The 19,221-nt window shown below is 31.9% G+C and carries 11 protein-coding genes, 9 tRNA genes and 1 rRNA gene; 19 read left to right on the top strand and 2 right to left on the bottom strand.

The features are described from left to right. The first annotated feature begins 242 nt into the window (after window positions 1-242). From D2846_RS00890 to D2846_RS00950, 13 genes are all read left to right on the top strand, one after another. Window positions 243-3,131: ribosomal RNA gene (locus tag D2846_RS00890) — 23S ribosomal RNA — on the top strand. A 216-nt stretch (window positions 3,132-3,347) separates the two neighbouring features. After that, window positions 3,348-3,424 (top strand) — tRNA-Pro (locus tag D2846_RS00895). A gap of 5 nt (window positions 3,425-3,429) precedes the next feature. After that, window positions 3,430-3,506, top strand: a tRNA-Ala gene (locus D2846_RS00900). Window positions 3,507-3,512: 6 nt separating this feature from the next. Next, window positions 3,513-3,589: transfer RNA gene (locus D2846_RS00905), tRNA-Met, on the top strand. Window positions 3,590-3,608: 19 nt separating this feature from the next. Further along, window positions 3,609-3,684, top strand: a tRNA-Ile gene (locus tag D2846_RS00910). An 8-nt stretch (window positions 3,685-3,692) separates the two neighbouring features. Next, window positions 3,693-3,785: transfer RNA gene (locus D2846_RS00915), tRNA-Ser, on the top strand. 25 nt (window positions 3,786-3,810) lie between these two features. Next, window positions 3,811-3,887: transfer RNA gene (locus D2846_RS00920), tRNA-Met, on the top strand. A gap of 3 nt (window positions 3,888-3,890) precedes the next feature. Continuing rightward, a tRNA-Asp gene (locus D2846_RS00925) sits at window positions 3,891-3,967 on the top strand. Between the two features lie 5 nt (window positions 3,968-3,972). After that, a tRNA-Phe gene (locus D2846_RS00930) sits at window positions 3,973-4,048 on the top strand. A gap of 151 nt (window positions 4,049-4,199) precedes the next feature. Next, window positions 4,200-6,872 carry an isoleucine--tRNA ligase gene (ileS, locus tag D2846_RS00935; RefSeq protein ID WP_117275045.1) on the top strand — a complete coding sequence of 891 codons (2,673 nt, stop codon included), beginning with the start codon at window positions 4,200-4,202 and terminating at the stop codon, window positions 6,870-6,872. Further along, window positions 6,847-7,491 carry a signal peptidase II gene (locus D2846_RS00940; protein WP_117275046.1) on the top strand — a complete coding sequence of 215 codons (645 nt, stop codon included), beginning with the start codon at window positions 6,847-6,849 and terminating at the stop codon, window positions 7,489-7,491. Before ileS ends, D2846_RS00940 begins: the two co-directional genes overlap by 26 nt. 168 nt (window positions 7,492-7,659) lie before the next feature. Beyond that, window positions 7,660-8,943, top strand: coding sequence for a YitT family protein (locus D2846_RS00945; RefSeq protein ID WP_117275047.1), 1,284 nt, complete (start codon window positions 7,660-7,662; stop codon window positions 8,941-8,943). An 85-nt stretch (window positions 8,944-9,028) separates the two neighbouring features. Then, window positions 9,029-9,265 carry a hypothetical protein gene (locus tag D2846_RS00950; protein ID WP_117275884.1) on the top strand — a complete coding sequence of 79 codons (237 nt, stop codon included), beginning with the start codon at window positions 9,029-9,031 and terminating at the stop codon, window positions 9,263-9,265. 43 nt (window positions 9,266-9,308) lie between these two features. Here D2846_RS00950 and ptsP read toward each other — a convergent pair whose 3' ends face one another. Then, on the bottom strand, window positions 9,309-11,009 hold the full coding sequence (gene ptsP, locus D2846_RS00955) for a phosphoenolpyruvate--protein phosphotransferase (protein ID WP_117275048.1): 1,701 nt from the start codon (window positions 11,007-11,009) through the stop codon (window positions 9,309-9,311). Window positions 11,010-11,379: 370 nt separating this feature from the next. Between ptsP and D2846_RS00960 the strand changes: the two genes are divergently transcribed. From D2846_RS00960 to D2846_RS00980, 5 genes are all read left to right on the top strand, one after another. Further along, complete coding sequence (locus D2846_RS00960) at window positions 11,380-12,351, top strand: LacI family DNA-binding transcriptional regulator (protein ID WP_117275049.1); 972 nt, start codon at window positions 11,380-11,382, stop codon at window positions 12,349-12,351. Window positions 12,352-12,365: 14 nt separating this feature from the next. Next, window positions 12,366-13,442 (top strand): potassium channel family protein, encoded by a 1,077-nt coding sequence (locus tag D2846_RS00965; protein ID WP_117275050.1) that lies wholly within the window; start codon window positions 12,366-12,368, stop codon window positions 13,440-13,442. Window positions 13,443-13,446: 4 nt separating this feature from the next. After that, the gene (locus tag D2846_RS00970) at window positions 13,447-14,274 is read left to right on the top strand and encodes a deoxyribonuclease IV (RefSeq protein WP_117275051.1); all 828 of its coding nucleotides are present in this window, start codon (window positions 13,447-13,449) and stop codon (window positions 14,272-14,274) included. Between the two features lie 181 nt (window positions 14,275-14,455). Further along, on the top strand, window positions 14,456-15,961 hold the full coding sequence (gene gpmI / locus D2846_RS00975; RefSeq protein ID WP_117275052.1) for a 2,3-bisphosphoglycerate-independent phosphoglycerate mutase: 1,506 nt from the start codon (window positions 14,456-14,458) through the stop codon (window positions 15,959-15,961). 56 nt (window positions 15,962-16,017) lie between these two features. Beyond that, the gene (locus D2846_RS00980) at window positions 16,018-17,634 is read left to right on the top strand and encodes a CTP synthase (protein WP_117275053.1); all 1,617 of its coding nucleotides are present in this window, start codon (window positions 16,018-16,020) and stop codon (window positions 17,632-17,634) included. Between the two features lie 337 nt (window positions 17,635-17,971). Here the strand turns inward: D2846_RS00980 and D2846_RS00985 are convergent. Then, a tRNA-Trp gene (locus D2846_RS00985) sits at window positions 17,972-18,045 on the bottom strand. 173 nt (window positions 18,046-18,218) lie between these two features. Between D2846_RS00985 and D2846_RS00990 the strand changes: the two genes are divergently transcribed. Then, window positions 18,219-19,220 (top strand): ECF transporter S component, encoded by a 1,002-nt coding sequence (locus D2846_RS00990; protein ID WP_117275054.1) that lies wholly within the window; start codon window positions 18,219-18,221, stop codon window positions 19,218-19,220. Window position 19,221 lies beyond the last annotated feature (1 nt).

The following is a 19,221-nucleotide window of genomic DNA, read 5'->3' on the forward strand; positions in this document are numbered from 1 at the left end:
CATGGTTATCAATTATTTAATTTTAACGTCATGTGTCGCATGATAACCCGACAGTATATCTAGTTTTGAGAGAATTTCTCTCTTTGTTCTTTGAAAACTAAATAGTAAAGATAAATTAATATAACAACGACATCAAAAAATAAATTAGTCAATTTGTTTTGTGATACCGAGTAATTATTATTAATATAATAATTTATTAAAATGTCTTTGAATACATCAACAACAATAGGAAAATATTGATCTTTTAAATAAGTAAGAGTTTGTGGTGGATGCCTTGGGTCTGGAAGTCGATGAAGGACGTGATTACCTGCGATAAGCCTCGTGGAGCTGGATATAAGCTACGATACGGGGATTTCCGAATGGGGAAACCTAGTTAGAGTAATTTCTAACTGCATCAAGATGAATACATAGTCTTGATAGCGAGACACGTTGTGAACTGAAACATCTTAGTAGCAACAGGAAGAGAAAATAAATAATGATTCCATCAGTAGCGGCGAGCGAACGTGGAACAGCCCAAACCATCTATATGATGGGGTTGTAGGACTATCTACACGAAGTTACAAATTTTTGTTATAGCAGAAAAAGTTGGGAAACTTTAGCATAGAGGGTGATACTCCCGTATGCGAAATGGCAAGAACTTCTGATAGTATCCTGAGTAGGGCGGGGCACGTGAAACCCTGTCTGAATCTGCCGGGACCATCCGGTAAGGCTAAATACTAACCAGACACCGATAGTGAACTAGTACCGTGAGGGAAAGGTGAAAAGAACCCCGGGAGGGGAGTGAAATAGATTCTGAAACCACTTACTTACAATTAGTCAGAGGCCGTTAATGGCTGATGGCGTACATCTTGCAGTATGGACCGGCGAGTTATGTTAACATGCGAGGTTAAGCAGAAAAAAGCGGAGCCGTAGAGAAATCGAGTCTTAATAGGGCGTTTAGTATGTTGATATATACCCGAAACCATGTGATCTATTCATGAGCAGGCTGAAGCTTGGATAACACCAAGTGGAGGGCCGAACCGTAGTACGCTGAAAAGTGCCCGGATGACTTGTGAATAGTGGAGAAATTCCAATCGAACTTGGAGATAGCTGGTTCTCCTCGAAATAGCTTTAGGGCTAGCGTGTGATGTTAAACTTTGGTGGTAGAGCACTGAATATGGAATGGCCGCGCCTAGCGGTACTGACTATAATCAAACTCCGAATACCATTGTGTATTGTCATGCAGTCGGAACCGGGGTGCTAACGTCCCGGCTCGCGAGGGCAACAACCCAGATCGTCGGCTAAGGTCCCAAAATTATGTTAAGTCAGAAAGGTTGTGAGATTTCATAAACAACTAGGAGGTTGGCTTAGAAGCAGCCACCCTTTAAAGAGTGCGTAATAGCTCACTAGTCAAGAGATCTTGCGCCAATAATGTAACGGGAGTAAAACATAATACCGAAGCCACGGGTACGAAAGTACGTTAGAGGAGCGTTCTTAGTGCGGCGAAGTCAGACCGTGAGGACTGGTGGAGCGCTAAGAAGTGAGAATGCCGGTATGAGTAACGATTCGTGGTGAGAATCCACGACGCCTATTGGGAAAGGTTTCCTGGGGAAGGTTCGTCCACCCAGGGTTAGTCAGGGCCTAAGGAGAGGCTGAAAAGCGTATCCGATGGACAACAGGTTAATATTCCTGTACCGCCTTGATATAGTGATGGAGTGACGGAGAAGGATAACACTACCTATTATTGGATTTAGGGGTAAGTAATAACTGGTGAATATAGTCAAATGCGTATTCTACAACCGGGAGTTACGATGCATAGAACTTAGGTTTGAATTGTGTGATTTCATGCTTCCAAGAAAAGCTTCTAAACGTTTAAATATCAGGGTGCCTGTACCGAGAACGGACACACGTTCCCAAGATGAGTATTCTAAGGCGAGCGAGAAAACCAATGTTAAGGAACTCTGCAAATTAACCCCGTAAGTTCGCGAAAAGGGGTGCCAACCCTAAAAAGTTGGCCACAGTAAATTGTGAGGGGCAACTGTTTATCAAAAACACAGCTCTCTGCTAAACCGCAAGGTGATGTATAGGGGGTGAAGCCTGCCCAGTGCCCGAAGGTTAAGTGGATGCGTTAGCTTATGCGAAGCGTTGAAATGAAGCCCGGGTGAACGGCGGCCGTAACTATAACGGTCCTAAGGTAGCGAAATTCCTTGTCGGCTAAATACTGACCTGCACGAAAGGCGCAATGATCTCTCAACTGTCTCAACATTGGACTCGGTGAAATTATGGTCCCAGTGAAAACGCTGGGTACCCGCATCAAGACGAAAAGACCCCATGGAGCTTTACTACAACTTCGTATTGGAACTTGGCCTAACATGTGTAGGATAGGTGGGAGACGGTGATGCTGAGGCGCTAGCCTTAGAGGAGTCGACCTTGAAATACCACCCTTGGTATGTTGAGTTTCTAACCTGCCGCCGTTATCCGGCGGGGAGACAGTGCGTGGTGGGTAGTTTGACTGGGGCGGTCGCCTCCTAAAAGGTAACGGAGGCGTTCAAAGGTACACTCAATACGGTCAGAAACCGTATGTAGAGCGCAAAGGTAGAAGTGTGCTTGACTGCGAGACCTACAAGTCGAGCAGGTGCGAAAGCAGGACTTAGTGATCCGGCTGTACGTCATGGAACGGCAGTCGCTCAACGGATAAAAGTTACCCTGGGGATAACAGGCTTATCTTGCCCAAGAGATCACATCGACGGCAAGGTTTGGCACCTCGATGTCGGCTCATCGCATCCTGGAGCTGGAGTCGGTTCCAAGGGTTTGGCTGTTCGCCAATTAAAGCGGTACGCGAGCTGGGTTCAGAACGTCGTGAGACAGTTCGGTCCCTATCTGATGTGGGCGTTGGAATATTGATGAGAGCTGCTCTTAGTACGAGAGGACCGGAGTGGACGTACCGCTGGTGTTCCAGTTGTTCCGCCAGGAGCATAGCTGGGTAGCTAAGTACGGAAGGGATAACCGCTGAAAGCATCTAAGTGGGAAGCCTCCTCAGAGATAAGTATTCCCTTGAAATTCCTTGTAGACTACGAGGTTGATAGGATGGAAGTGTAAGTGTGGTAACACATTCAGCTGACCATTACTAATAAATTGATAGGTTTAAAAGAAATGTATTCAAGACATTTTAATGAATTATTAATTACTATTTAGTTTTCAGAGAACACGCTCCATATGGAGTATTTTTTTATACTTTGTAAAAAAAATATTCAATTTTTTATATGTATTAAGAAAAATATGCTATACTATATGAGCAATAAAAAATAAACAAAAAATATTTTTGGATATTAAAACTTTTATTGTATAATACTATAGCCTAAAAAAACGGAGAAGTAGCTCAGCTTGGTAGAGCACTACATTTGGGCTGTAGTGGTCGCAGGTTCAAATCCTGTCTTCTTCACCATTTATGGGGGGTTAGCTCATTTGGCTAGAGCGCCTGCCTTGCACGCAGGAGGTGGTGGGTTCGAATCCCATACTCTCCACCATATTATGGCACTGTAGCTCAGTTGGTTAGAGCATCCGGTTCATACCCGGAAGGTCAAGAGTTCGACTCTCTTCGGTGCTACCATTAAATAACCTAAGCTTCAGGACCTATAGCTCAATGGTTAGAGCAACCGGCTCATAACCGGTCGGTTACAGGTTCGAGTCCTGTTAGGTCCACCAAATATAATGGGTGATTACCCAAGTCCGGCTGAAGGGAGCAGTCTTGAAAACTGCCAGGGGCTTCACGGCCCGCGGGGGTTCAAATCCCTCATCACCCGCCATTATAACAAACTGATATATTCACATCGCGGAGTGGAGCAGTTTGGCAGCTCGTCGGGCTCATAACCCGAAGGTCACAGGTTCGAGTCCTGTCTCCGCAACCAAAAGGTCCAGTGGTAAAGTGGTTTAATACGCCTCCCTGTCACGGAGGAGAACGCGGGTTCGATCCCCGTCTGGACCGCCATTTATGGCCCTGTAGCTCAGTTGGTAGAGCAACAGATTGAAGCTCTGTGTGTCGCTGGTTCGATTCCTGCCGGGGCCACCATAAAAGTAATAACTCTATTTTATAAATTGATGATTTCACTTTATAAAATAGAGTTATTTTTTTACAAAAAATGCATCTATAAAATGCTAAATTTATATAGTAAATTTTGTATAATTTAAATATTATATTTAGATAATAAAAAGGAGTTAAAATGGATTATAAAAACACCTTAAATATGCCTCAAACAGACTTTGAAATGAGAGCAAATTTAACAAGTAAAGAAACAGATTATAGAAAGTTTTGAGAAGAAAACCAAATTTACAATAAAGCAATTTTAAAAAATAAAAATAATGAAAAATTTATTTTACATGATGGGCCACCATATGCAAATGGCGATATTCATATTGGTCATGCTTTAAATAAGATTCTTAAAGATATTATTGTAAGATACAAATCAATTAAGGGTTTTTACTCACCTTTTGTTTTGGGTTGAGATACACATGGTTTACCAATTGAACACAAGATGCTTTCAGTGGCTAACTTAAATAAAGAAGACTTAAATGCTGTAACTTTAAGAAAAAGAGCTGCCGAATATGCAACTGAACAAATTAAGAATCAAAAAATACAGTTTGCTTCATTACAATTATTTACTGATATGAACAAAGTTTATATCACAATGGATAAAAAATATGAAGTAGAGCAATTAAAAGTTCTTAAAAAACTTTCTCTTGATGGACTTGTTTATAAAGCGTTAAAACCTGTTTATTGATCACCAAGTTCACAAAGTGCTTTAGCTGAATCAGAAGTTGAATATCATGATGTTGTTTCACCTTCAATCTTCGTAGCTTTTGATGTTGTGAAATCAGAATTTGATAAAATCCAAGCTGGTGATCACTTAATCATTTGAACAACAACTCCTTGAACATTAATTGCTAATTCCGGGGTTGCAGTTGGTAAAGATATTGAATACTCAAGAGTAAAATACAATAATAAATACTACGTAATTGCTTCTGAATTACTTGATAATGTTTTAGCTACTTTAGAATGAGAAGGTTTTGAAGTTATTTCAACATTCTTTGGTAAAGATATTAATGATGTTTGATATTCAACACCAATTTTCAAAAAAGATGCTCCAGTTGTGTTAGGACACCATGTTACTACAGAAAGTGGATCAGGATTAGTTCATATTGCTCCATTATTTGGTGAAGATGACTTCCAAATTGGTAAGGCAAATAATTTAGACATGATTATGCATATTTCAGATAAAGGATACATCTACAACACAAATACTAAATTTGATGGTATGTTCTATGATGATGCTAATAAAGCAATCTCAGAATTCTTAGGTGAAAAATTATTACACTTCAAAAGATTTAAACACTCATACCCACATGACTGAAGAACAAATAAACCAATTATCTTTAGAGGAACACCGCAATGATTCGTTTCGATTGATAAAATTAGAGACAAAATTCTATATGAAATCGAACACAAAGTTAAAACACATTCAGACTGAGCTAAAAAACGTTTAAGCAAAATGATCGAAAACAGAAATGATTGAACAATCTCAAGACAACGTTCATGAGGTGTACCACTTATTTTCTTCTATGATCAAAATGATAATCCTGTAATTGAAGAAGAAATCTTTGATTATGTAATTAACTTAGTTGCAGAACACGGAACAGATGTTTGATGAGAAAAAGAAACAGATGAATTATTACCTGAAAAATATAGAAACAAAGGTTTCAAAAGAGAAATGGACATTATGGATGTTTGATTTGATTCAGGTGTTTCATCAGTTGCAACAAACATTGATGATGGATTTAGTCAATCACCATTTGACGCTTACTTAGAAGGTTCAGACCAATACAGAGGATGATTTAACTCTTCAATTATTAATTCAGTTGCATACAAAGGTGTTAGTCCATATATTAACTTAATTTCTCACGGTTTCACATTAGACGAAAAAGGTGAGAAAATGTCTAAATCAAAAGGTAACACAATTTCACCACTTGATGTTGTTAATAAGCGTGGTGCTGATATTTTAAGATTGTGAGTAGCAAATAGTGAATATACAAATGATGTTACTATCTCAGATAAAATCTTAGATCAAAATGCTGAAATTTACCGTAAGATTAGAAACACAATTAGATTCTTACTTGGTAACCTAAATGGTTATACATATAATCCAAACACAAAACGCGAAGGAATTCACTTATTTATTAAAGAGCAACTTGAAGAACTTAAATTAAACATTCAAAATGCTTATGATCAATTTAAATTCATTAACGTTGTTAAGTTAATTAATAACTACATAGTTGAATTATCAAGCTTTTACTTATCGGTTACAAAAGACATTTTATACATTAGAGAATTCAATGATCAAGAAAGATTAATGACATTAGCTAACATGTATGAAATTGTAGAATACTTAATTATTGCTTTAGCTCCTATTTTACCTACAACAAGTGAAGAAGCTTACAAATTCTTAAACAAAGCAAATAAACAAGAGTCAGTAATGCTTGAAACACTTGAAAACATTTCAAAAGCAAACATTAATTACGAGGTATTAGAACAATACAAAGAATTCTTTGAATTAAGAGATAAAGTTAATGTTTTAATTGAAAATGAAGTTAAAAACGGAAGTGTTAAACGTGCTAATGAATTAGAGTTATTCCTTAATGTTAAAGATAATGAATTCTTAAACTCACTAGATCTTAAAAACTTATTATCAGTTGGTAAAATCACATTTTCAAATGATGAATTTAAAGTTCAAAAATTCGAATCTGAAAAATGCTTAAGATGTTGAAATCATTTTGAAAAAGACCAAATTAAAGAAGATCTTTGTTTAAATTGTTATGGAATCATTAAAAAACAAATTTAATAAATTTTTAACAAATATTAAAGTTAACAAAGACAAAATTATTATTTCATATATTATTTGTCTTACAGCATTTATTATCTTCTTGTCTATAGATCAAGTTACTAAAAGTTTACTTTTTGAACATGGATCAGTTTTTGAAGGTAAATATGATGGTGATTTATTTTATGTAAAGCTTGCAGATGAAAGATTCGTTATTGCTGAAAGTATTTACCCAAAGGAATCAGATCAATGAATAAATTATAAAATTATTGGAATAAGAAGTATTTGACATGGAGGAGTAACCTTCTTAAAAACAAGGAACCAAACCTTCATTCAAGGACTAAGTATTTTATTCTTGATAGTTATGCCGTTTACTTTATTATTTAACCACAAACGTTATAAATTAATCGGATTCATTATTGGTTTAGTTCTTGCAGGAACTGCAGGAAACATGATTGATAGATTTGTTTTCTTAGGACACGTTAAAGATATTTTATTCATTCCATTTGTTAGAGATAGAGGCACATTTAATGCTGCTGATGTGGAAATAATGTTAGGAATTGCTATCTTTGTAATAAATACATTATTTGGTTCATTTAGAAAACGTGAATATCAAAATATACAAGACTTAGTTGTTTAGCAACTTAGTCTTTTTATTTTTGTTTATTATAAATATCTTATAATATAAATCCATATAATAAGGTATGCAATACCTATGATTCATACTTAATTTTAATACCAAAATGTCATTAAGTTTTTTATACTTTTGAATATCAAAAAAGCAAAAAAATAGTAAAATTTTCTTAATATGAAAATGACTTCAAATTTCACGAAAAAAATTAAAAATAAATGTTGTAGAATGCTTGGTATTAAGCATGAAGAAAACCTTGATGATTTAGAAAAAGTTGACCCAGAAGTACACCTAAACTCAATTGATATTGAGATGCACAAACTTAAGTATAAAATGGGTAAATACTTATACAATACTAAAAAAGAAAAATTATCAATCCAAATTCTCTTTAAAAGATATTGATATAAAGTTTTACTTCTTTTAGTTGCTGCCGCAATATTCAATGCTGGAATTCAAATTTTTTTAAATAGAGCAGAAACTATTCCTTCCGGTGTTACAGGGATACCAACATTAATTCAATATGTTGCTAAGGATACAAAAAAATATTTCGCTTTAATTTATTTAGGATGTAATATACCTTTATTCTTACTATTTGGTTTCAAAATTAAGAAGAGCTTTGTTATTTTAACTCTAATCTTTATGATTTTCCAAATACTTACAAACTTAATTTTTACTCAACCCACTGTAGCTCAATGATTTGAAGAAAACATAAAATTAACTGAGAAATATGATTCCTACACAGGGTGAAGTAACTTAATATATACATTCATTGGAGCAATGTTTGTCGCTGTTGGGATTGCCATTTCATGAAAAGCTGGTGGATCAACTGGAGGAACTGATATTGTCGGATATTACTTTTCAACTAAATCTAAAAAAAGTGTTGGACAAGTTTTATCAATTATTGGATTCACTACAGCAATTATTTTCCTTGTAATATTTGCGTTTATTAAACCAAACTACTTAAAAGAAGAACCATTAAGCATTGAAAAAGTTCTTGCGTTACCAACTAATGAATATGTTGAATTACATGATTATAAAGGTATCGCTCAAGAAGAAGCAGCTGTAACTCAAAGATATCAATTGCTATATAAAAATTGAAAAGAATCAAGAATTTATTTTGGAATGCGTGAAGTAAGTACATTCTTTTATATCTTAGTAACTAACATTGTTATTAATATCTTATATCCGAAATACAAAAAAGTTTCATTAACTATTGTAAGTTCAAATCCCGAAAAAGTCTTAGCTTACTTTAAATTAATTAACTATTGACATTCATATAGAATTGAAAAATATACATCAGGATATACAGGTAAAGAAGGTTACAAAATTGAAACAGTAATGCTTTTACTTGAAACAAATAACATCATTTCTGACCTTAAGAAAATCGATAGCAAAATCTGAATTTCAATCAAGGGTGTTTCGAATATCGTAGGAAGCTTTACCACAGACTTTGTTGAATAATAAAGAATCATCGCATGATGATTTTTTTATTCCTTTTATTGTTTATTATTCACAAAAAAATATTTGTGAAATGAAAGGAGGTAAAATGAAACTAAGTAATTTGAACAAAGTTCCTAAAGATAAATGGAAAATGATTAAGCCATCATTTGCAATATCAAGCTTAATTGCAAGCATCCCAATGCTTATGGGTTCATTAGGAAGCATTGTAGGACTATTTAAAGCAAGTTTCTCGATAAGCGGAGAAATCAAAGATAAATTAACAGCGTACAAATGAGATAACACTAAAAAAGTGCAAGAAGATGCATCATTTAATATTTTTTAAAATAACAGAAAAAAATCATGCAAGGCAGCATGATTTTTTCATCTTATAAGTTTTCTTTAAGTAATTCTTCAACTTGTCCCATAGTTGATAAATTAATCGCTTTTTCAGCTAATTCTTGCATTTTATTAAACTCTAATGAGTTAATTAATTCTCTTGTAGCTAAGATATTGCTTGAACTCATTGAAAATTCATCAAGTCCTAAACCAAGTAATAAAGGAACTGCTCTTTTATCACCGGCCATTTCTCCACACATACCGGCTCATTTTCCGTGTTTATGTGCACCATCAATAACCATTTTAATTAATCTTAAAATAGATGGGTTAAGTGGTTGGTATAAGTAAGAAATGTTTTCATTCATTCTATCTGCAGCCATCGAGTATTGAATTAAGTCATTTGTTCCAATTGAAACGAAGTCTGCATGTTCACAGAATTTATCACTTAAAACAGCTGCCGCTGGAGTTTCCATCATTAAACCAACTTCAATTTCATTCATTGGTTTAATGTTCTTATTATCTTTAGCAACTTCTAAGTAAGCTTCTTGATAAACTTTTTTAGCTTCTAAGAATTCATCAACATTAGTGATCATAGGGAACATAATAGCAACTTTTCCAAATTCACTTGCTCTAATTAAAGCTCTAAGTTGCGTTTTAAAAATATCTGGATTTTGTAAACAAAATCTAATTGCTCTATAACCTAAAAATGGATTCATTTCTTCAGGGAACTTAAAGTATTTTAAAGTTTTATCTCCACCAATATCAAGTGTTCTAATAACAACTCTTTTACCATTCATTCCTTGTACAACTTTTTTATATGCTTCGAATTGTTCTTCTTCTGTTGGTCAATTATCATTATCCATGTATAAAAATTCAGATCTAAATAATCCAACTGCTTCACCATCATTTTCGAGCACACTATCTAAGTCTTTAGGTGTACCAATGTTACCTGCTAATTCAACATGTTTTCCATCTGATGTTTTAGATTCTTTTCCTTTTAATTTAGATAATCTTTCTAAGTATTCTTGATATTTAATTTTTGCTTTCTCAAATTTAGCTAATTCATCACCTGTAGGATTCAAAACAACTTCACCAGTTGAACCATCCAAAGCAATATAATCATTAGATTTTGCATGTTCCATAATAACATTTGTTCCAACAACAGAAGGAATACCTAAACTTCTAGCCATAATTGCAGTATGTGATGTAGGACCACCAATATTAGTTACAAAACCTTTAACATATTTTTTGTTTAATCTAACAGTTTGAGATGGGCTTAAATCTTCTGCTACAATAACAACTTCTTCTGAAATGTTTTCTAAATCTGGTTCTTCGATATTATTAAACGCATATAAAAGTTTTTTAAGAACATCTTTAACATCAGCTGCTCTTTCTTTTAAATATGGGTCATCTAACATAGCAAATGTTTCAGCAAAACCATTGTAAAATTCGCTGGCAGCATATTCTGCTGTTTGTGAATTGTCTTTAATGCTATTTTCAATTGTTTCAATTGCATATGGATCTAAAACAAAACCAATATGTGCATCAAAAATTGCGCTGTGTTCTGGATCATGTGCTAAAGCTTTTGTTTTCTCAATTTTGTTTACAACAATATCTCTAGCACTTTTGTATAATTCTAATTCTTTTTCAATATTATTTGTTGTTTGTGTAATTTCTAAAGGAAGTTCTTCAATCTTAAAAATCTTTGAGATTGCAACACCTTTAGAAGCACCAATACCTTTGATTTTCATAAATACCTCTTTTTGAATGTCTTATACATTAATTTTATAAAAATATTTTGATTAAAAACCTTTCTCATAAATTTATCACAAAAAATAATGGAAACAATTCCATCGCTTTTGATAAATAAACAATTTATTTAATTCTTATCAGCTACTTAATATAAAAAATAGGTTAAGACCTATCAATATTTGAAAAAAACTTATGAGTTTTAAAATTACATGTTATAATATCCATGATCCTTACGTAAGTAAGAGTGTGTATTATTTATAAATATACTTCTTGAGCCGCTATATAATGCTCCTTTCCCTTGAATAATACATTAAAAAAGTTTCACATTTGTGGAACTTTTTTCATATTTTTTTTGTTATAATGTCTTTTATGAAAAATAAAGACAAAAAAACGATCTCATATAAAGAAATTGCTGAACAAGCTAAAACATCAATCTCAACAATTAGTAGATACTATAATGATGGTTATGTTTCAGAAAGAACAAAAGAAAAAATCTTAGAAGTAGTTACAAAAAATGAATACTTTCCTAACCATGGCGCAAGATTAATTAGAGGTAAAGATAATTCGATTTTTGTTGTTATGCCTATTTGAACACAAAGCTTATACAACTCAATTATCAGTGGAATAATTACAGCCGCAACAAAAAATGGAAGAAGAGTTAACGCAACTTATTCAAACACAAGTACAGTAGATTATATTGAAACAATTAGATATGCACTTTCATGAAAACCTTTAGCTGTTGTTGTTTTAGTGCCTCAATATGATAAAGACTTATTTGACTTCTTAAGAAAGATTCAAGATACTACAATAGTTGTTTACGGACATAAAGTTACAGGTTTAAACTGAATTAAACCAGATTTAAAACAAGGATTTTATGATGTAGTTAAAAAGTTTATTGAACCACAATCTAAGAAAGTTGCGTTTGTTGTAGATACAAGATTAAGTGAAAGTCAAAAAACAGAAAGAATTTCTGGTTTCGAAGCTGCATGTAGAGAACTTGATGTTGAAGGTGTGGTTTTAACAATTGAAGGTAAAAAAGATTTAGCAGCTCTAGTTGAATTGAGCAAAAACCTTAAAAACCTTGGGATTAGAAATGTTGTATGTTCAACACACGAAACATATGTTTCAATTACAACAACATTAGGAACTAAAGAATTTAATGTTACAGATATTGGTTACCAATCAATTTATGATAATATCAAAAACTATAAAGCTAAAATATTTATTGATTACCCTAGAATTGGTTTGATTATTGACAAAATGATTACTGATGTTAAAGAAACAGGTGAATTACAAGAAAAAGTTATTAACACCATGATTATTTCATCAGATAAAAACTAATTTAAGGAAACACAATGAAAATTGATCTTAAAAAGAACTATAACTATTTATTTGATAATTTCACAAACATTATTTGAAATATCGAAGTCGACAAGCAAAAATTCTCACCAATTAATTACAGAATCTTTAGATGAATTAGAAATACTTATTTAATTTTGGTTGCAATTACATGTTTAATTTCACTGCTTACTTTGTTTAAACCAATTGATAGTATTGCGTTTGTTTGAAATATTATTATTTCCATTTTACAAATTTTTTCATTCTTCTTCTTTGTTTTTGATTATGTAAGTCACTTCATCACTTATCAAAATTTTTTAGCAAAACAAGGTAAGAAATACAAATCATATAAAATGGTTCTTAAATACATTTTCTCATTTTTTGGAATTTTATTATTTTTATGTATTTTAAGCTCCATTCATGTTATTTCAAATATTGGTGCAATTAGTCATGATGCACAAAGAGTTTTTGATACAATGAAAATCCTTAACTTAGCAAGAGTTGTAAGATTCTTTGCTGTATTAACAATTTTTGCACCATTCAGAACAATCTTTGGAGTATTTAAAAAACAAAGAAAAGTATTAATTAACGTGCTTTTAATCTCGTTATTTTTAATTGTTATCTTCGCATTGATTATCTGAAATGCAGAAGTGCAACACTTAGAAGATACTAAAGCTGAATTCTTATCACAAAACAATATTCAAAACACTTGAATCTCAATTTACCAAAACTTTATTAAAGAACAATTTGTAACAGAAGAAGCTAAAACACAATGATTACAGGCGAATAAAGTTACACAAGCTAATATGGACTTAGTTGCTTCAAAAATTGATGCATATGAAGGCTTAAGTTCAGGCTACATCACAACATTCTTTGATGCAGTTTACTTCGCAACAATTACATTAACAACAATTGGATATGGTGATTTATTACCACATGCTACAATGAGTAGAATTATTGTTACAATCAATAGCTTACTTGCCTTAGCAATTATCGCTATCCCATCCGGGGTTATCGCAAGTGAATTCCTTTCTGCAACTCAAGACAGAATAACTACTAAGAAAAAAGAAAAAGAAAATAACGAAGGAAAATAATAAAATGATTAAATTAGGTTCTCATATATCATTTAAAAAACCAGGTTATTTACCAGAAGCAATTCAAGAGTCAATTGATAATGGTGCTAACACAATGATGATTTATTTAGGTGCTCCACAAAGCACTCAAAGGGTTCCGGTCGAAAATTATAGACTTCAAGAATACTTAGAAAAATATGCTCAACATATTCCACAAGAAGATATTATCGTTCATGCTCCATATGTTATCAACCCTGCTAATCCAGATAAAGCAGACTACTCTAATAACTTTTTAATTCAAGAAATCAAAAGAATGAACTATGTAGGTGCAAAATATTTAGTTTTACATCCAGGAGCTTCAACAACATTCGAAACTCAAGAAGCTTTAGATCAGCTTGTAGATAGTTTAAAATTCATTTTAGAGCAAACTAAAGATGTTGTAATTTGTATTGAAACAATGGCTGGTAAAGGTACTGAAATTGGAATTAATTTTGAACAAATTAAATTCATTCTCGATTGAGTTAAATCAGATCGTTTAGCTGTTTGTCTTGATACTTGTCATTTATGAGATGCAGGATACGATTTACAAGAATATGAAGAATTTAAAAAAGAATTAGTTAAATATGACTTACTTAAAGATGTTAAAGTTATTCATTTAAATGATTCTAAACATGAAGTATTCTCAAGAAAGGATCGTCACGCAAATATTGGTCAAGGTACAATTGGACTTGAAACATTAAGAAAATTTGTTCATGACAAAGATTTTCATAATATTCCAATTATTCTAGAAACACCATGAGTTGATGATAAACCAATTTATAAAGAAGAAATTCAAATGCTTCTTAACAAATAATAACAGACTCCTTTTAAATATGGGAAAAACCATTCGGAAGTGCCCGAATGATTTTTCCCAGTCTATTTATAGGAGTTTTTTTATTCCCTTTTTAGTTTATCACTTCATAAATAACATTTTTTTAGTACAATTTAAATTAGTAATTACAAATAACATTACACTATTAAATAAGGAGACATTCATGAAAAAAACAGTATTAATTGTTATTGATGGTTTAGGTCTAAGGAAAGAAACTCAAGGTAATGGGTTTGCATTAGCTGATACACCAACATTTGATAAATTATTTAAAGAATATCCAAACTCAATCATTCAAGCATCAGGTCAATATGTAGGGTTGCCAGAAGGGCAAATGGGTAACTCAGAAGTAGGTCACTTGAACATTGGTGCAGGTACAATTGTTTACACAGGATTATCATTAATCAAAAAAGCTTTAAATGACGGAACATACAAAGATACAAAAGCCTTTGTTGAAGTATTTGAAGATGTTAAGAAAAACAATTCAACACTACACTTAATGGGACTTTTATCACCTGGAGGAGTTCACTCACTAGAAGATCACTTATTTGAGTTATTACATGCAGCAAACGCATACGGACTTAAAAAAGTTTCTGTTCATGTTTTCGGTGACGGAAGAGACGTTGCTCCAAAATCAATCAAGGCTTCAATGGTTAAACTTGATGAAATTTGCCAAAAATATGGATACAACATCGCTACAGTAGCGGGTAGATTCTACGCAATGGATCGTGATAAGATGTTTGATAGAGTCGAAAAAGCTTACCAAGCTATTTTAGGTAACTCAGAAAGTAAATTTGAAAATGCAATTGATTTTGTTGAATCACAATATTCACAAGATATTACAGATGAGTTCTTTGTTCCTTCAATAAATTCAAAACTTTCAAAAGATGCATTCGCTAAAGATGGAGACTCAATTATTTTCTTTAACTTCCGTCCAGATAGAGCAAGACAATTAACTCACTTATTCATCAATTCAGATTTATATGATGTCAAAGCATCACAACCAGTTAAAATTAATAAATTTGCTTCAATGATGAAATATGAAGGTTTAAACACAATTATTGCTTTTGATGAAATGGAAATTCCAATGCCCATTGGTAAAGTTCTTGAGCTTGCTGGTAAAAAACAATTAAGAATTGCTGAAACACAAAAATACGCTCACGTAACATTCTTTATGGATGGTGGAAATGATATTGAATTCAAAAATTCAAAACGTATTATGGTTGACTCATTAAAAGTTGAATCATATGCTGATGCGCCAGAAATGTCTGCTAAAGGTATAACAGATGAATTACTTAAAAACGCACTTGATTATGATGTAACAATCATGAACTTTGCTAACCCAGATATGGTTGGTCACACAGGTAACTTACAATCAACAATTAAAGCTGTTGCATTTTTAGATACACAAATTAAACGTATTGTCGAGTGAGCTGAAGCAAATGATGTAACAGTATTTATTACAGCAGATCACGGTAATGCTGAAATTACAGAAGACGAAAATGGTAAACCAGCTACAAAACACACAAGTAGCCCAGTAATGTTAATTTGTACAGATAAAAATGTTAAATTAAAAGACGGAGCATTAGCTAATGTTGCTCCAACAGTACTTGATTATATTAAAGTAGCACAACCAAAAGAAATGGATCAAGATTCACTTTTAGTGAAATAATTTTGCCTCACTTTTTATAAAGTGATGCTTTTTATTAATTTTTTAAAGGAGTTATTATGAAAAAACAAACAAAATTTATTATTCAAACTGGTGGAGTTTTATCAGGTTTAGGAAAAGGCGTTACCCTAGCAAGTATTGGTAATTTACTTAAAATGCAAGGTTTTAGTGTTTTTGTTATGAAACTAGACCCATACTTAAATATTGACCCAGGAGTTATGTCGCCAGTAGAACATGGTGAAGTATATGTTACTAGCGACGGAGGAGAAACAGATCTAGATTTAGGACACTATGAAAGATTTATTGACGTTAAGTTAACTAAAAAAAGTAACTATACAACAGGTAAAATCCTCACTCATGTTTTTGAAAAAGAAAGAAAGGGATTATACAATGGTAAAACAGTTCAAATCGTTCCGCATGTTGTTGATGAAATAATTGAAATAATTGAGAATATTGAAAAAGAACAAAAACCTGACTTTATGTTAATAGAAATTGGTGGTACAGTTGGTGATATTGAATCAAACCCATACATTTATGCTATTTCGAAATTTAAATCACTAAGGAAAAACGATATTTTATTAAGTCACCTTGCTTTTGTTCCTTATCTAAGTGCTTCAAATGAATATAAATCAAAACCTTCCCAAGTATCAATCTCAACACTTCGTTCATTTGGTTTAAACCCTGATTTACTTTTATTAAGATCACAAGGTAAAGTAGACCAAAAAATTGTACAAAAAGTAGCAGAAGCATCATTTTTAGATTCTCAAAATGTTATTAATATTCCTGATAAAGCGAACATTTATGAGATCCCACTATTCTTAAAAGTTCAAAATGTACTTGAAGTAATATATAAACACTTTGGGATTAAGAAAACTATTAAAGAAAACGTTTACAATAAATGAATTAACTTTGTAAGTCAATACCTTAAAGAAAATAAAAACAAAATTAAATTACTATTAGTAGGTAAGTACACCGAACTAGAAGATGCGTATTTATCAATCATCACATCATTAAAAATATCAGCAGCACACAATGATATTGAGTTAGAATACAAATTAATTAATGCGGATTATATTAATGAAGAAAACATTTCTGAAACAATCGACAAGTATGACGGTGTATTGATCTTACCTGGTTTTGGAGCTAGGGGCTTTGAAGCTAAAGTTAGAGTAGCAAAATACACTAGAGAAAAACAAATACCAACTTTAGGAATTTGTTTAGGGTTTCAAGCAATGAGTGTTGCACAAGCTAGAATTAAAGGTATTTCAAATGCAACAAGTAAAGAATTTGCAGATGAAAGCATGAGCCAAACATTTGTATTAACTCCTTTTTATGAAAACGGTGATAAAGATATTCTTGGTGGAACATTAAGACTTGGCGAATACCCAATTATCGCTAAAGACAACACGCTAGCAAAAGAAATTTATGGTTCAAATATATTTTATGAAAGACATCGCCACAGATATGAAATTAACCCTGAATATAGAAATAAATTAGAGGATAATGAATTTAAGTTCTCAGGAGTACATCCTGAAACTGGTGTAGCAGAAATTTGTGAAGTTAAAAATCATCCGTTTTATTTAGGTGTTCAATACCACCCTGAGTTTACAACAAGAGTTTTAACTTCGAATCCACTATTTGATAAATTTATAAGTGTTGTAAAAAATATCAAATAATGTGTAATATCAATAAAAAAGCAATAGTATATTAGTTACTATTGTTTTTTATTTGTACCAAATGTAATTGTGAATTACAAAGAAAACATTACTCTAAATATCAGACAAACCAATTAATAAATCTAAGAGTTATTTAATTGTAAATAATTACTAAAATAATTTAATCATAACTTTAGTAAATAATTTTATAAGAGATATTTTCAATGTTTAAGTGATTATCAATAAATCAAAAAAACTTGCACAAGTGATTTTTAAATTTTATAATAAAAAAAAGTTAACTTAATAGTTAACATTAGTTAAATATTTAAAACCTCATCCGGAACACTTATCATGTATATGGCAGGGGTTAAAGGAATCGAACCCTTACATTCAGTTTTGGAGACTGCAGCACTACCATTATACTAAACCCCCACAAATATTTACTATTTGATAATATTATAACTTATTTAAGAAATCTACACAAGAGCTTAGTTATTGTATTTTAATATTTGATGAGAAAATTTTACTTAATTTAATCAAATTTTTATTAGTGTTCGCAATTCTTTTGAATAGTAAAAATCATTTAAAATGTTATAATACAATTTATGAAAAAGATAGCTAAAAAGATAATAAAAATTAATTTTCAAGAGATAAATTTATTGCCAAAATGAACCATTAAAAAGATGGTTTTTGTTGCCATATTAATAGCGATTTCAGTAAGTTTTGCTGTTGTTGTTGTACAAATTATGCCTTTAGCTATTATTCCTTCATTTAAGATTTCATTTATTGGATTGCCAATCAAAATTACAGGGTTTATTTTTGGACCAGCTATTGGGGTTTTTGTTGGTTTGATAAGTGATTTACTTTCGATTTTATTTATTCCCCCTGCTGGATATCATCCACTATATACTGTAGCTGCAGCTATTAACGGACTAGTATCCGGAATTTTCGGGGTTTATTTTACCCATGTCTTAAAAACAGCATTTAGTCCTGAATATAAAATTCAAAGAATAGTTCAAAAAATTTCAATTCTTGGAGTTAAGTATAATGCAGCAAAAATGAATCAAAATTATAAACTTGCAGATAAGTATGCATTAGCCATTATTAAACTTGACAACAAAAAAGCATACATTAAAGAAAATGAAAGCATAAGAACACTTAAAAATATCAATGTTATTGTTTCTTTAGTTATCTTAACTTTAGTTCTTGGTATTATTTCAATCATAATTTATTATAGTCCACAAGAAATTTTAGACAGATCATTTATTTCGGATAAAAGAATTTTACTTCCGCTTATGAGTTTAGGAACTATTTCGATGATGTTCTTTGTTTCGATCGGTAGGTTTAAATTTAAATCAAAAACTTTCTTAGCGCTTGCGCCAATAGTTTCATTTAGTGCAGTGCTTGAATTAGTTAATTTACCAGTTCTTTCATATGCAGATTTATATTCAATTGGTGGTGGTGAAAAATCTGATATTTTCATTTGAATTACTCAACATGTAATCTTAAGCCCAGTTAAAATTTGGTTTAATGTTTTTGTTATTTATTTCTCTTATTCAATTGTTTATAAATTAATAAACAAAAATAATGCTCTTTCTTACAAATAAT

The organism is Mycoplasmopsis edwardii (assembly GCF_900476105.1).
GTDB classification, from domain to species: Bacteria; Bacillota_I; Bacilli_A; order Mycoplasmatales; family Metamycoplasmataceae; genus Mycoplasmopsis; species Mycoplasmopsis edwardii.